The organism is Pedobacter aquatilis, assembly GCF_032678425.1.
GTDB classification, from domain to species: Bacteria; Bacteroidota; Bacteroidia; order Sphingobacteriales; family Sphingobacteriaceae; genus Pedobacter; species Pedobacter aquatilis_B.
The window spans coordinates 1,200,958-1,215,160 of the sequence record NZ_JAVTSG010000001.1 but is presented as its reverse complement, the minus strand read 5'-3'; the positions used below and the strand labels follow the sequence as shown (position 1 = coordinate 1,215,160).

At 35.7% G+C, this 14,203-nt stretch carries 12 protein-coding genes; 8 read left to right on the top strand and 4 right to left on the bottom strand.

The window, feature by feature from the left end; genetic code table 11:
* Positions 1-80: 80 nt before the first annotated feature.
* From R2Q16_RS05150 to R2Q16_RS05125, 6 genes are all read left to right on the top strand, one after another.
* The gene (locus R2Q16_RS05150; protein ID WP_316735562.1) at positions 81-1,304 is read left to right on the top strand and encodes an HD domain-containing protein; all 1,224 of its coding nucleotides are present in this window, start codon (positions 81-83) and stop codon (positions 1,302-1,304) included.
* Between the two features lie 122 nt (positions 1,305-1,426).
* The gene (gene lpxD / locus R2Q16_RS05145) at positions 1,427-2,503 is read left to right on the top strand and encodes a UDP-3-O-(3-hydroxymyristoyl)glucosamine N-acyltransferase (RefSeq protein ID WP_316735561.1); all 1,077 of its coding nucleotides are present in this window, start codon (positions 1,427-1,429) and stop codon (positions 2,501-2,503) included.
* Positions 2,493-3,905, top strand: coding sequence for a bifunctional UDP-3-O-[3-hydroxymyristoyl] N-acetylglucosamine deacetylase/3-hydroxyacyl-ACP dehydratase (locus R2Q16_RS05140; RefSeq protein ID WP_316735560.1), 1,413 nt, complete (start codon positions 2,493-2,495; stop codon positions 3,903-3,905). Before lpxD ends, R2Q16_RS05140 begins: the two co-directional genes overlap by 11 nt.
* On the top strand, positions 3,905-4,690 hold the full coding sequence (gene lpxA / locus R2Q16_RS05135) for an acyl-ACP--UDP-N-acetylglucosamine O-acyltransferase (RefSeq protein ID WP_010599175.1): 786 nt from the start codon (positions 3,905-3,907) through the stop codon (positions 4,688-4,690). Before R2Q16_RS05140 ends, lpxA begins: the two co-directional genes overlap by 1 nt.
* Before the next feature lie 59 nt (positions 4,691-4,749).
* A complete protein-coding gene (locus R2Q16_RS05130; protein WP_316735559.1) occupies positions 4,750-5,220 on the top strand; it encodes a GNAT family N-acetyltransferase in 471 nt (156 codons plus the stop codon).
* Between the two features lie 22 nt (positions 5,221-5,242).
* Positions 5,243-5,860, top strand: coding sequence for an ABC transporter ATP-binding protein (locus tag R2Q16_RS05125; RefSeq protein WP_316735558.1), 618 nt, complete (start codon positions 5,243-5,245; stop codon positions 5,858-5,860).
* 440 nt (positions 5,861-6,300) lie between these two features.
* Here R2Q16_RS05125 and R2Q16_RS05120 read toward each other — a convergent pair whose 3' ends face one another.
* Positions 6,301-8,688, bottom strand: coding sequence for a S9 family peptidase (locus tag R2Q16_RS05120; RefSeq protein WP_316735557.1), 2,388 nt, complete (start codon positions 8,686-8,688; stop codon positions 6,301-6,303).
* 273 nt (positions 8,689-8,961) lie between these two features.
* Positions 8,962-10,149: a hypothetical protein gene (locus R2Q16_RS05115; protein ID WP_316735556.1), complete on the bottom strand. Its 1,188-nt coding sequence runs from the start codon at positions 10,147-10,149 to the stop codon at positions 8,962-8,964.
* A gap of 160 nt (positions 10,150-10,309) precedes the next feature.
* On the opposite strand from R2Q16_RS05115, the gene R2Q16_RS05110 reads away from it, so the two are divergent.
* Both R2Q16_RS05110 and R2Q16_RS05105 read left to right on the top strand, forming a co-directional pair.
* Positions 10,310-11,701: an aldehyde dehydrogenase family protein gene (locus R2Q16_RS05110; RefSeq protein WP_316735555.1), complete on the top strand. Its 1,392-nt coding sequence runs from the start codon at positions 10,310-10,312 to the stop codon at positions 11,699-11,701.
* Positions 11,702-11,818: 117 nt separating this feature from the next.
* A complete protein-coding gene (locus R2Q16_RS05105) occupies positions 11,819-12,340 on the top strand; it encodes a YfiT family bacillithiol transferase (RefSeq protein ID WP_316735554.1) in 522 nt (173 codons plus the stop codon).
* A gap of 3 nt (positions 12,341-12,343) precedes the next feature.
* Here R2Q16_RS05105 and R2Q16_RS05100 read toward each other — a convergent pair whose 3' ends face one another.
* Together R2Q16_RS05100 and ygiD are read right to left on the bottom strand one after the other, a co-directional pair.
* On the bottom strand, positions 12,344-13,063 hold the full coding sequence (locus tag R2Q16_RS05100) for a heavy-metal-associated domain-containing protein (RefSeq protein ID WP_316735553.1): 720 nt from the start codon (positions 13,061-13,063) through the stop codon (positions 12,344-12,346).
* A 177-nt stretch (positions 13,064-13,240) separates the two neighbouring features.
* Positions 13,241-14,065 (bottom strand): 4,5-DOPA dioxygenase extradiol, encoded by an 825-nt coding sequence (gene ygiD, locus R2Q16_RS05095; protein ID WP_316735552.1) that lies wholly within the window; start codon positions 14,063-14,065, stop codon positions 13,241-13,243.
* Positions 14,066-14,203: the final 138 nt, after the last annotated feature.

The following is a 14,203-nucleotide window of genomic DNA, read 5'->3' as shown; positions in this document are numbered from 1 at the left end:
ATATTTTGGCTTGTAAATCAAACTCTAAATAAAAATAGCAATTTTTGTACCGTATCTATCTATTTAACTATTTTTAACGATTGAACAAGAAAAAAATAATAAACGACCCGGTTTATGGGTTCATCAGCATTCATAGCGAACTGGTTTATGATGTAATTTCGCATCCTTATTTTCAGCGATTGCGGTACATCAAGCAGCTTGGAATGACGCATTTGGTTTATCCAGGGGCTTTACATACCCGTTTTCATCATGCTTTAGGTGCTATGCATTTAATGAGTTTGGCTATCGCACTCTTAAAAAGCAAAGGGCATAACATCACCGAAGGTGAAGAAGAAGCCGCAATACTGGCTATTTTACTACACGATATTGGTCACGGTCCGTTTTCTCATGCTTTGGAACATTCTTTAGTTACTGGAATAAAGCACGAAGATATTTCAGCAAAGCTGATGCAGGAATTGAACCAGCATTTTAGCGGAAAACTAACCCATGCAATCGAAATTTTTAACGACACATATCATAAAAAATTCTTGCATCAGTTAATTTCTGGCCAGTTGGATTTAGATAGAATGGATTACCTGAACCGCGATAGCTTTTTTACTGGTGTAAGTGAAGGGGTAATTAGTTTTGATAGAATTATTAAAATGTTCAATGTTTTCGATGATGACTTGGTTATCGAAGAAAAAGGCATTTATTCGATTGAAAAATTTTTAATAGCCCGCAGATTAATGTATTGGCAGGTTTATTTGCACAAAACAGTAATTGCTGGCGAAATGATTTTGGTTAAGCTATTAGAAAGGGCTAAGCAGTTATCCGCCGCAGGCGAAAATTTATTTGCAGCGCCATCATTAAACTATTTTCTAAAAAACGATATTAACGAGGAAAACTTTTTTAAACAGCAGGAAAATTTACAACATTTTACCAATATAGATGACCAGGATATTTATGCTGCGGTGAAAGTTTGGGTACAACATCCTGATAAAATTTTATCCACGCTTTGCAAAATGCTTACGTCAAGAAACCTTTATAAAGTAGAAATGAGCAATGAAAAGGCAAGTAATGAGCGGGTAGATTTTCTTCAAAGTGCTACAATGGATTTGTTAGGCATAACTGCCGATGAGGCAAATTATTTTGTATTTACCGATTCGATACAAAACAGAGCCTATAATGCTGGCGTTGGCAATATTAAAATTTTAATGAAAAATAATGATATTGTAGATATAGCCAAAGCCTCTGATTTATCGAACTTAGAGTCGCTGCAAAAAACCGTAGAAAAGTATATACTTTGTTATCCTCGTGGGATTTAAGTTTATTTAACAAAATATTTAGTTTTTAGAGGCGTTTTAAGTCTTATTATTGCGTAAAATATACATCAATTAAGCCCTGTAGGTTTATTTGTTCATATCAATTTAACATTTACCTTTGTACGATGCAATTTACTGCCAAGCAGATAAGTCTTTTTTTAGATGGTACCATTGATGGTAACCCGGATGTAACCGTTAGCGAACTGTCTAAAATAGAAGATGGGAAAGAAGGTTCTTTGTCTTTTCTTTCCAATCCGAAATATGAGAATTTTTTATATTCTACTCAGGCTTCGGTAGTTATCGTTTCAAAAACTTTCGTTCCAACTCAGGAATTTACAAGCACATTAATTCGTGTAGAAAACCCATATAGTTCATTTACAGTTTTGTTAGATAAGTATAACGAAGCTATGAATGCACAGGCAGAACAAACCGGGATTGATAAACTGGCTTTTGTTCATCCAACGGCAAAAGTGGGTAAAAATGTTTTTATTGATGCCTTTGCCTATGTTTCTGAAAACGTGGAAATTGCTGATGGCTGTAAATTAAATGCGCAAACTTTTGTTGGCGCAAATTCAAAAATAGGAGAGAACAGCACGTTTTTTTCAGGGGTAAAAATCTATCATAATTCGATTATAGGCAAAAGGGTAACCATACACTCAAATACCGTTATCGGTAGCGATGGTTTTGGCTTTGCTCCTCAAAAAGATGGAACGTATAATAAAATACCACAAATCGGTAATGTTATTATCGAAGACGATGTAGAAATTGGTGCCAATACTACAATTGATAGGGCTACTATGGGTTCTACCATCATAAAAAAGGGTGCAAAAATTGATAATTTAATCCAAATTGCGCACAATGCGGAGATTGGCGAAAATACTGTTCTAGCAGCTCAATCTGGTGTTTCTGGTAGTACAAAGATTGGACCTAATTCCGTTATTGGAGGACAGGTGGGCATTGCCGGGCATTTAACTTTAGCAAAAGGAACACAGATTGGTGCACAAGCAGGTATCAACTTTAATATAACTGAAGAAGATAAACAATGGCATGGCAGCCCTGCGCAACCTTTGCGTAATTGGATGCGTGCTTCAGTAATTTTTAAGCATCTGCCTGATGTTGAAAAGAGAATAAACGTACTCGAAGAGGAAATAAAAAGACTTACATCTGAAATCGAAAAGAATACAATAAACAATGAACGTTAGACAAAGAACGATTAACAAAGAAATATCAGCTTCGGGCGTGGGTTTACACACCGGTGCTAATGTTACCTTAACTTTTTGCCCTGCGCCAGAAAATCATGGCTTTAAATTCCAACGTGTAGATTTGGATGGCCAGCCAATTATTGATGCAGATGCAGATAATGTTACCGACACTTCTCGTGGAACGACAATAACTCAAAATGGCGCTAGTGTTAGCACTGTAGAGCATGTTATGGCCTCTCTTGTAGGTATGGATCTTGATAACGTTCTAATAAAATTAGATGGACCTGAAACGCCGATTATGGATGGAAGTTCTATTCAATTTATTGATTTATTGGAAGAAGTTGGAACGATTGAGCAAAATGCTGACCGCGAATACTTTACCATTCCGCATAACATTACTTATACTGAAGCAGATAGAAAAGTTGAAATTGTAGCCATGCCTTTAGATGACTATCGTTTTACCTGTATGATTGATTATAATTCTCCGGTTTTGGGTAGCCAACACGCGGGGATTAATACAATTGCTGAGTTTAAAAAGGAAATTGCTTCTTGCAGAACATTTTGTTTCTTACACGAATTAGAATATCAGTTACAACACAACTTAATTAAAGGCGGCGATTTAAATAACGCTATCGTAATTGTTGATAAGGAAGTAACCAAAGATGAGTTAAATCACTTGGCAAAGCTTTTTAACCGTAAAGATATAGATGTAGCACCTCAGGGCATCCTGAATAACATGGAACTTCGCTACCAAAATGAACCTGCCCGTCATAAATTGTTAGATATGATAGGCGATTTGGCTTTAGTGGGTATGCACTTAAAAGGCCATATTATGGCAGCCAGACCTGGGCATGCTGCAAACGTTGCTTTTGCAAAAAAGATAAAAGCTGCAATTAAGAAAGAAAAAAACAAAAAAATCCAGAAAGTGTACGATCCAAGCGCAAAACCATTGTATGATATTGTTCAGATTATGGAGATTTTGCCTCATCGCCAACCGTTTTTGTTCGTAGATAAAATTCTTGAACTTTCTAAAAACCATGTTGTGGGCGTTAAAAACGTAACCATGAACGAGGAGTTTTTTAAAGGGCATTTTCCTGGAGCGCCCGTTTTCCCAGGCGTAATTCAAATCGAGGCGATGGCTCAGGTTGGTGGTATTTTGGTTTTAAGTACCGTGCCAGACCCAAGCAACTACCTTACTTATTTCTTAAAAATAGACAACGTACGTTTCAGGGCGCAAGTTCTTCCTGGCGATACTATTGTTTTCCGTTGCGATTTACTAGAACCAATCAGAAGAGGCATCGCTCAAATGAAAGGTGTTGGTATGGTTGGCGAAAAAATCGTTGTAGAAGCCGAAATGATGGCGCAAATTTCAAAAGTTAAACAAACAGAACCTGCTCAATAATGATACAACCTTTAGCATATATTCATCCCCAAGCCAAAATAGCCGAAAACGTAGTAATCGAACCTTTCGTAGTCATACACAAGGATGTTGTTATTGGTGAAGGCACATGGATCGGTTCTAACGTTACCATAATGGATGGTGCTCGGATAGGTAAAAACTGTCGTATCTTTCCTGGGGCAGTAATTTCTGGTGAGCCACAAGATTTAAAATTTGCAGGTGAAGTTACTACTGCTGAAATTGGCGATAATACAACCATCCGCGAATGCGTAACCATAAACCGTGGTACAAAAGATAAGTGGAAAACAGTAATTGGTAGCAATTGCCTAATTCAAGCATATTCACACATTGCTCACGATTGTGAGGTTGGAAATAATTGTATTTTCTCGAACAGTACAACTTTGGCGGGTCACATCACCATTGGTAATAATGTTGTATTGGCTGGTTTGGTGGCGATTCATCAATTTGTTAAAGTTGGCTCTTATGCTTTTGTAACAGGCGGTTCATTGGTTCGTAAAGATGTGCCTCCATATGTAAAGGCAGCTCGTGAACCACTTTCTTATGCAGGCATCAACTCCGTTGGTTTAAGAAGAAGAGGTTTTACTAATGAGCAAATCGATGAAATTCAGGAAATTTACCGCGTACTTTTTGTAAAACATAACAATGTAACCAAAGCCTTAGATATGATTGAGGCTGAATTTAAACCTACTGAAATCCGTGATGAGATTGTGGATTTTATTCGCAACTCGAACCGTGGTGTGATGAAGGGTTTTGGAATGGGCAGCTAGTTTAGGTAGAACCTAGGTCTTAAATTTCTTAGGTATCTAAGATGGTAATATAAAATATCATGGATGGTGTAACGCTTATCAGAACAGATTCTGCTAATTCGGATTTTAAGCAGCTGGTTGTATTGCTGGATAAAGATTTAGCTGTTAGAGATGGTGCAGAACATTCATTTTATGCTCAGTATAATAAAATCGATCTAATAAGAGAAGTTGTTGTTGCTTATCAAGATGGAGTTCCTGTGGCTTGTGGAGCAATTAAACCTTTTTCTGAAACCGCTGCAGAGGTTAAACGCATGTTTGTTCATCCTGAGTTTAGGAAACAAGGTTTTGCAGCCAGAATTTTAACAGAATTGGAGCAATGGGCTGCCGAACTTGGGTACTCTGAGTGTGTTTTGGAAACTGGGAAAAAACAACCAGAGGCTATTTCTCTTTATCAAAAGCTTAGTTATAAAATTACGCAGAACTACGGTCAGTACATTGGTGTAGATAATAGTGTTTGCATGGCTAAAACAATTACTAATCTTGATACCTGATACTAACATCTTGATACCTAATATGAAGATAGTTTTAGATAACGTTGGAAGAAGATTTAATAAGGAATGGATTTTTAGAAATCTGAACTTTGAATTTAATTCTGGTAATAGTTACGCAATTCTAGGGCCGAATGGTTCTGGCAAATCTACCTTATTGAGCGTTATTACGGGTAATCTTACACCTTCAGAAGGTAAACTTCTTTTCTCCGAAAATAACACAGAAATTCCTGTCGAGAATATTTATAAGCAAATTGGTTTAGCCGCTCCCTACCTAGAATTAGTGGAAACATTTACTTTGAGGGAAACAATTGATTTTCACTTTAAATTTAAAAATTTCGCTGTTGGTGTTGATGCAAAATCTATTATTTCAGTTCTAGGGCTGGAGAAATCTATTAATAAGCAAATTAAATATTTTTCGTCTGGGATGAAGCAAAGAACCAAGCTGGCTTTGGCTTGCTGTTCTGATTCTCCGATTCTATTTTTAGACGAACCAACTAGTAATTTAGACCTTCAAGGGATAAGTTGGTATCGCGAATTGATGGAAAACTTCACTAAAGACAGATTAACAATAATTGGTTCTAACCAAATTTCTGAATATGAATTTTGTAAAGAATCGATTCAAGTTGCTGATTATAAATAGGTTAACTTGGTTTTTTATATTGTCGAAAACCAACGCTTTGTCATAAATTTGTATTTTCTAAATTATTTTAAAAAAATATTTTGTAATTAATTAATAGTTCTTACCTTTGCACCACCAAAAAGAGAAACAAATATTTTATTTTATCTCTTCAGGAAATAGATAATAATATCCGCCCTGCGGAAACAAAATATAGTCGTAACAGACAAAAGATTTTTCATAGTTTAGTTTGAGGTTTAGGTTGATTATGCCTTTGGAGTGGTTCCCAAAGGCATTTCTTTTATATAAGGATTTTAAATCTATTAAAAAAGGCACTCAATAACGGAAAGAAGATCGAGGCGTAACATTCTTTAAATAGTTTTAAGATTCTCCCGTATACCTGAGAATAACGAAACCGTTAAGAAAAAATCCCCCTTAATTTTTATTAAGAGGGATTTATAAATCTATTTCTTTAAAGTATTTTCGTAAAGTTTAAATATCCGTTTATATTCATCGGTCCAGCTGCTTGGCTCGATAAAACCATGATCTTCAACAGGATAAACAGCTAATTCCCAATTATCTTTTCCAAGTTCTATAAAACGTTGCGAAATGCGAACAATATCTTGAAAGTGAACATTAACATCCACCATGCCGTGCGCCATTAATAAGTTTCCTTTCAGCTTATCAGCAAAGTATATTGGTGAACTCTTTTTGTAAGCAATTGGGTCGTTAAAGGGCTCATTTAAGATGTTTGATGTATAGCCGTGGTTGTAATGTGCCCAATCAGTAACTGAACGTAAGGCAGCACCACTCGCAAAAACATCCGATTCGTTAAACATAGCCATTAATGTTATAAAACCTCCGTAAGAACCGCCATACAAACCCACATGTTTAGGGTTAACACCATATTTTTCGACTAAAAATTTAACACCATCAACCTGGTCTGTTAAATCTTTTCCTCCCATATGGCGGTAAATACCAGTTCTGTGGTCGCGACCGTAACCAGAGCTCGCCGTATAGTCTATGTCAATAACCGTGTAGCCATTATCAGCTAATAAATTATTAAACATATACTCTCGGAAATAGGTGCTCCAGCCAAAGTGAATATTCTGTAAATAGCCTGCGCCATGAACGAAAACTACAGCAGGGTGATTTGAATGAGGCTTATCTGACTTGTAAACCCTTGCATAAACATCTGCTCCGTAACGGTTTTTAAATGAAACCATATCCGGTTCACGCCATTTATAAGAATTAAATTCAGTAGAAGTGGATTCAGTAATTTTAACCGCTTTAGCGCCAACTTTATTTGCCTGAATGTATAATTCATTTGGTTTGTTCAAGTATGAATAGTTAATGGCGATGTATTTTTCATCTGGTGATAAGGTAATATCATTTAAACCTTTCATTGTTGTGATTTGATAAAGCTCACCGCCATTCACGCTTATTTTAAAGAAATTGGTAATGCCTGGGTGTTCCTTATTCGTTTTCAAATAAAACGTGCTGTTGTCTTTTGAGAGTTGGACAGATTGTACCTCATATTTTCCAGAGGTCAGTTGTTTCTTATCACCAGTTGAAACATTCGTGACGTACAAATGTGAATATCCCGATGCTTCGCTCTGATAGTAAAAGCGGTTATTATCAATCCAACCTGTACTACCCTGAAAGAATCCGCTAATACCCGGTCCACCAATCCAAGCTTCATCATGTTGGCGGTCTATTAAATCAAATTTGCCAGTCAGCGCATCTAGTTTTAAAATCCAACGGTCTTTATTATCAGCAGAAGTAGCAATCATGATTCCTATGGTTCCATTTTCATTCCATTGTGGACCAAAGAAATTAACGGGTCTATCAGCGTTTTTCTTTTTTAAACTATCCAATACTTTCGGGTAATCTTTGTAAAAATCGGGAATGTCTTTAATTCCAGGTATTGTTGCAGTTTGAATGGCATATACGGTATCCCTTTGTGTGTCAAAAATAAATCCTTGCGATATGTTTTCATTTTCACCAACCTTTGTTCTGCCTGGAATATCTTCAGTATAACCAGATGCTGTAACGTAATTAGGTACAATGGTGCTATGGTTATTTTGCGCGGGCGTAGTTAATTTGTAGGTTACAAATCTTCCATCGGGACTGATTACAACGCCATTCAGAAACTTATCATCAGTATAAAGTGGTTTTAAAGATTTTGTATCTGCAGATGATGCAGCAAATCGACCTCTTCCACCACGAATGCCACCAACACGATTCTCCGCATTCCGTTTTTTGATGATGTCAAATAATTCGGTTTGTTGAGCTTTTAACCAATTATCTTGCTCGGATACAGCTTTTCCAGGCGTTCTTCCGACAGCTTTGCCTTTAACAAAATTGGTAATTTGCTTCGTTTCGGCTGTTTTTAAATCTAATTCGAAAATATTATCGCCGAGCTGATAAGCAATATTCCCGTTGGTAAGAAATACGGGTGTGCTTTCGCGTTCCATCGTATTAGTTAAGCGGGTTTCTTTTTTTGTTTTGAAATTTTGAAGATAAATATCTCCGCTTTTCTCAACCAAGCCCAAAGATTTATCTTTATTATGAACATAGTTGAGGCTTAATAATTTTTCATCTTCTTTATCAACAGTCTTTAATGGTTTTGTAGCAATAGCTGATATTTTATATAATTCTTCCTTTGTTTTATTCTCGGGATTCCAATTAAAGTATAGCGTTTTACTATCTGCTGTCCAACGGAAATTTGTAGGCGAAGTTCCCATCCATTTTGGGTCTCGCATTATTTTTTCTACAGTTAATGGCGCAATTTGTTGTGCAAAAGTATATTCTCCTGTACATAACAGTAGAAAGAGTAAATATTTTTTCATGAATTTAGTTTGGATGATGCAATTTAGATAATGCCGATTCTAAATCTGAAAGGAAATGGAAATGTTACAACACTGAACAGGAAATAATTGCCACGAAAATACAGATTTACACGATTAGGTTGAGAATTTTTTCTTTACTCGTAAAGGTAATTTGATATAAAAATTTATGATAAGAAAATAGAAAAGCATCAAATATTTGCCACTTATACACGGATTATAGAAGGAATTTTTTCCGTGTATTCCGTGTTTCCGCGGCAAAAAAGCTGTAGATACTTATCGAATTACTCTTCCTGTTCTATCTACATTCACAACATCAAATGGCTTTAAATATTCGTTAACGATAACCGAAAATTCTCTTCGAGTTAAAACCTTTTTTAAATCATATTTTGATGAAAATTTATAACTCTTGTTCCATTTTTTTTCAATCTCGGTTTTCGTTGCATCCACAGCTTTATTACCAACATAGCTAACCATTAAAATTGTGTTTTCTAAATTAATTGGTACATTTTGGTGGTCGTCAAACCAGATTTGAGCCTTATAATAGTAATCTTTAATGGGTTGCTTAATTTCATTATAAGAAACCTCGTTCTCCGGATTGAAAAATAATTTCTCTCCTCTTATTTCTGCCTTTAGAATCCCAGTTATGCCAACTTTTTGAATTGCTAACCAATTTGAATCTGCAATTTTTACATCCTCAAAAGGCAGTAATGGAAGTTTATAACTTAACAATTCGCCTTGTATTCTTTTTAAATTTGATAAACTGGTTTTGGTTTGAAAAAACGCCGCATAAGCTGCGGTTGCTCCAGTTGCTTGCCCAATTTCGTATTTATTGGGTTTAATATAAAGGATGTTTTCTTGATTAGGAATTAGCAAATTGTAAAGCGATAAAAAATCTGACGTTCCGTTTATTCCCCCAATTGTGGTGCGATAAAGATTTTCAGAATAGTTTAGTTTGCTTGTTTCAGTGGGATTTAAACTTGAGATTTTTAATGCTGGAAGGACTTTCTGAATATCATCTGCAACAATTAGAATTTTTGCTTTAATGCTTTTATCTTTTGTAAGTTTTGCTTCCCAACCATTGCCCGAACGTTTTATTTCATAATATGGCGTGTTGTTAATTACATCGAAAAGTTTAGAACTATCTGCCCAGTTTTTAATCACAGCATTTAAAATTTGATTAGTTATTTCTGGAAGCGCAACACTATCAGCAATTTTTAAAGATTTTCTGGCCCTCTTTTCAAATGCCATTTTCACTCCATTTTCTGAAAGGTTTTTAAAATCTGCTAGTTTAAGGCCATCACTTTGTGTTAAAATAATTGCATTTACACCGGATTCTGATGCCTGAACGCCTGCGGCAAAAGCAGAATTTGAATTACCTAAAACTAAAACATCTGTTTTAATGGTTTGTGCATAAGTAACCGTTGGGATTAAGAATGCTAAAGCAAAAAACAATTTCTTCATTTGTGTGATTTAAAATTAATTGCAATATGCTTTAAATGGATGAGTTTTTGATGAAATGAATTGATTTTAACTAAATTTAAATTGCGAATACTGGTGCCAGTCTGAGTTTATAGAAGACTTGGCATTCCCTTTCGACAAGCTCAAGATGACAGAAAATCAAATGGAAAAAAAAATAAAATCGGTATTCGATTTACAACAGCAACACAAATTCGATTTACGTAAAACGGATGCAAAAATTAGAATTTCGAAATTGAAAAATCTTAAGCAAGCAATAGAAAATTCGGAAGAAGAGATATATGTTGCTTTGGAAAAAGACCTGCGTAAAAGCCAATTTGAAACCGCTGTAACCGAATTGTTTTTTACTTATGCTGAGATAGACCATGCGATTAAGAAACTTAAAAGCTGGATGAAACCAAAATCGGTTGCTAAAACAATCAGTAATCTTCTTGCCAGCAACAAAATATACTATGAGCCTAAAGGTGTTTGTTTGATAATTGCACCTTGGAATTATCCTTTTCAACTGGTTATGAGTCCGCTGATTTCTGCAATAGCAGCTGGAAATTGTGTGATATTAAAGCCATCAGAAATAAGTTCAAATACTGCCACTGTGATTAATGAAATCATTTCCAAAACTTTTGATGAAAAAGAGATTGCCTGTTTTGAGGGTGATGCGGATGTTTCCACAACATTACTGAAACACCCATTCGACCATATTTTTTTTACAGGTAGTACTGCAATCGGCAGGGTTGTAATGGAGGCAGCGTCTAAAAATCTCACGTCGGTAACGTTAGAGTTAGGTGGAAAATCACCTGCAATAATTGATAATTCTGCTGATTTAAAGAAGGCGGCGGAGAAAATTGCCTGGGGCAAGTTGGTTAATGCTGGTCAAACTTGTATCGCTCCAGATTATGTTTTAATTGATGAGAAACGAGAAGCAGAATTTATAAGTCATTTTAAAACAGCAGCCCAAAAAATGTTTTTTATTGATGGAAAAATTAATGAACAGGTTTTTGGTAAAATCATCAATGAAAAACAATTTAAACGATTGGACGGATTAATAAAAAATGCAGTAAATGATGGGGCCAAACTAGAATTTGGTGGAGAAACAAACCACGAATCTTTAACAATAAATCCAACGGTTTTAACTTTCGTAAGTTCAGAAAACAGCATTATGCAGGAAGAAATTTTTGGTCCGGTTTTACCGATAGTAAAGTATAAAAATTTACAACAGGCGATAGATTTTGTAAACTCAAAGAGTAAACCTTTGGCACTTTATATCTTTTCTGAAAATTCGACCTATAAGGAAAAAATTATTAAGGAAACCAGCTCAGGCGGTACTTGTGTTAACGATGTTTTGGTTCACATCAGCAACCCGAATTTACCTTTTGGTGGCGTTAACAGTAGCGGAATGGGCAGCTCACATGGAATATTCGGTTTCAAAAATTTTTCACACGAAAGAGCTGTTGTTTCTCAATCTAAATTAGGGATGACCAAAATGATTTATCCTCCATATAAAATGGGTTTACTCAAATGGTTAAAAAAGCTAATGTAGAGCAGGATTTTAAGATTTTCAGGATAAACTGGATTAAAGCAAGACATTCCCTGATTTCTGTGTTTCAGTGGTAAAAAAACTTCCTAATAATTCTTATAAAAGCCCTATTTTTCCAATATGGATTTAGAACAACTCAAATACCCAATCGGGCAATTTATCATGCCAGAAGTTTTAGATGAGAAACAGATGAATATCTGGATTTCGGAAATTGAGGCTTTGCCTGATCAAATCAAAGAAGCTACTCAAAATCTAAGTAATGATGAACTCAATCAAACTTATCGCCCCAATAGCTGGACTTTGCGACAGGTTGTTCATCATCTTCCAGATAGCCATGTAAATGCATATATCCGTTTCAAGCAAGCGATTACAGAAGATATTCCTACCATCAGACCATATTTTGAAGAGCGTTGGGCCGAAACTGAGGATGCAAAAAATGGTGATATTTCAATTTCTGTTGTTTTGCTTACAGCCTTGCACCAACGTTTGGTCGTTTTTTTAAAAACCTTAAAAATTGAAGATTTTCAACGAACCTATATCCACCCAGAACACGGTAAAGAATTTACTTTAGCCAATATGTTGGGTACTTATGCTTGGCATGGAAAACACCATCTGGCTCACATCACAAATACAGTTACTTAAAACTCACATCAAAATTAACATTGCTGCACTCATTGCAATCATCATTGCATCTTCAACAATAGTAACGGTACTCATCGGTAGATTAAAAACAGCACCTAAACAAGCGCATTGAATCTTTTTCTTATTTAAAACACTTTCTATAACGCCGAGAATACTTACGGTCATTACAACCAAAGTTACCCAGTTTACCACAACTGGCGCTAAATTAAGGGCAAAACTTAAGCCCAAACCAAGTTCAATAAAAGCATAAATATAACCCCAGGCACTAAATTTTTTTGCTACGATATCATACATCACATAACTCTCGGCAAAAGCTTTGAGGTTTAACATCTTAAAAAAAGAAAAGGTTAAGAAGAAGCCTGCCATAAAAACACGCATAAAAACCATCCAGTTTACAGTATTTTGTTGCCAGGCAACCAATAACGAAATTGTAGTTACGTAACCAAAAATTAAAAGAATAGGTTTATAGGTTTCAGCCCATGATTTTGTTTCTTCGGCTATTTCGCTGTGTGCATTAGGAGCAATTTGATATTTACTATCGTTGCCACCCAAAGCTTTTTGTAAATCATCTACACTAATATGTTTTTCCATACTGATGGTTGCAGAATTGGCATCTTTAGAAACCTCTACGGCAGTTACATCAGGTAGAATTAAAAGGTTGTTTTTAACTTTATTTTCGCAACTACTGCAAGTCATGCCAGTAAGTTGATAGGTATGTGTCATAACTGAAATTTTAAGCAAATTTACCTTATATGAGGACGGAAATCGTTACAGAATAATCATAAAATGTTATAGAATTTTGAAAAATTATGTCATTCTGAGGCACGAAGAATCTGTTTCATAGGCTGCAGATTCTTCGTGCCTCAGAATGACAGGGTATTTGAAGTTGCTGCTAAAATCCTACCCAATCAAAACCGATGTCATGGTTAACGAACCACCAACTGCTTTATCATTAAAGAAAGAAATTTCTTCTTTATCATTCTTCAAACCCAAAGTATAAATTAAAGGTAAATAGTGTTCGGGTGTTGGGATGGCCAACATCGCATCGCTCCCCAAATTTCTATAATCAATTAAAGGTTTATGGTCGCCGTTTGCAATTAGGTTTTTAAATTTATCGTTCATCTCATTTGCCCAATCGTAACCGCCACCGTTTATCATTTCCCAGCTTAACATACGAAGATTATGTACCATATTTCCACTCCCGATAACTAAAACGCCTTTTTTGCGCAAAGCATAAATCTCCTTAGCAATTTCGTAGTGCTGTTCTGGCGATTTTGTATAATCAATGCTTAATTGCAATACAGGGATATTAGCTTTTGGATACATATGTCTGATGATGGTCCATGTTCCGTGGTCCAAGCCCCAATCGTGGTCTAAATTAACGTTCGTAGAGTGAATTAACGATGGAATTTCAGCTGCTAATTCGACATCACCAGAAGCAGGGTATTGTACATCAAACAACGCTTGCGGAAATCCACCAAAATCGTGAATTGTTGATGGAAAATCCATAGCTGTAACGAAAGTTCCATGTGTATACCAATGCGCAGATACAACTAAAACGGCTTTTGGAACAGGTATATATGTAGCCAATTCGGCCCAACTTTGGCTAAATTCATTATTTTCAATGCCGTTCATTGGCGAACCGTGACCAATAAAAAGTGTAGGCATCAAATCTGTTTTAGGCAAACGTTGCGTAAAACTTCTGAATTGTGATAAGGTTGGCATGCTGTTGAATTTTTATGTAAAGTTACAGCATCGCCAGTTTTTGCTACTTGATATATGTTAAGAAAAGATAGGGTGGCTAAAGCCATCTGCTCTTTTTTTCGTCGACTAAAGTCGACGGCAATGAATAGCATTGTGCCT

What these genes read in the sequence shown, in the direction of transcription:
- lpxD (WP_316735561.1), top strand. Translation starts at nt 1,427, where the DNA reads ATGCAATTTACTGCCAAGCAGATAAGTCTTTTTTTAGATGGTACCATT.
- R2Q16_RS05140 (WP_316735560.1), top strand. Translation starts at nt 2,493, where the DNA reads ATGAACGTTAGACAAAGAACGATTAACAAAGAAATATCAGCTTCGGGC.
- lpxA (WP_010599175.1), top strand. Translation starts at nt 3,905, where the DNA reads ATGATACAACCTTTAGCATATATTCATCCCCAAGCCAAAATAGCCGAA.
- R2Q16_RS05130 (WP_316735559.1), top strand. Translation starts at nt 4,750, where the DNA reads ATGGATGGTGTAACGCTTATCAGAACAGATTCTGCTAATTCGGATTTT.
- R2Q16_RS05125 (WP_316735558.1), top strand. Translation starts at nt 5,243, where the DNA reads ATGAAGATAGTTTTAGATAACGTTGGAAGAAGATTTAATAAGGAATGG.
- R2Q16_RS05120 (WP_316735557.1), bottom strand. Translation starts at nt 8,688, where the DNA reads ATGAAAAAATATTTACTCTTTCTACTGTTATGTACAGGAGAATATACT.
- R2Q16_RS05115 (WP_316735556.1), bottom strand. Translation starts at nt 10,149, where the DNA reads ATGAAGAAATTGTTTTTTGCTTTAGCATTCTTAATCCCAACGGTTACT.
- R2Q16_RS05110 (WP_316735555.1), top strand. Translation starts at nt 10,310, where the DNA reads ATGGAAAAAAAAATAAAATCGGTATTCGATTTACAACAGCAACACAAA.
- R2Q16_RS05105 (WP_316735554.1), top strand. Translation starts at nt 11,819, where the DNA reads ATGGATTTAGAACAACTCAAATACCCAATCGGGCAATTTATCATGCCA.
- R2Q16_RS05100 (WP_316735553.1), bottom strand. Translation starts at nt 13,063, where the DNA reads ATGACACATACCTATCAACTTACTGGCATGACTTGCAGTAGTTGCGAA.
- ygiD (WP_316735552.1), bottom strand. Translation starts at nt 14,065, where the DNA reads ATGCCAACCTTATCACAATTCAGAAGTTTTACGCAACGTTTGCCTAAA.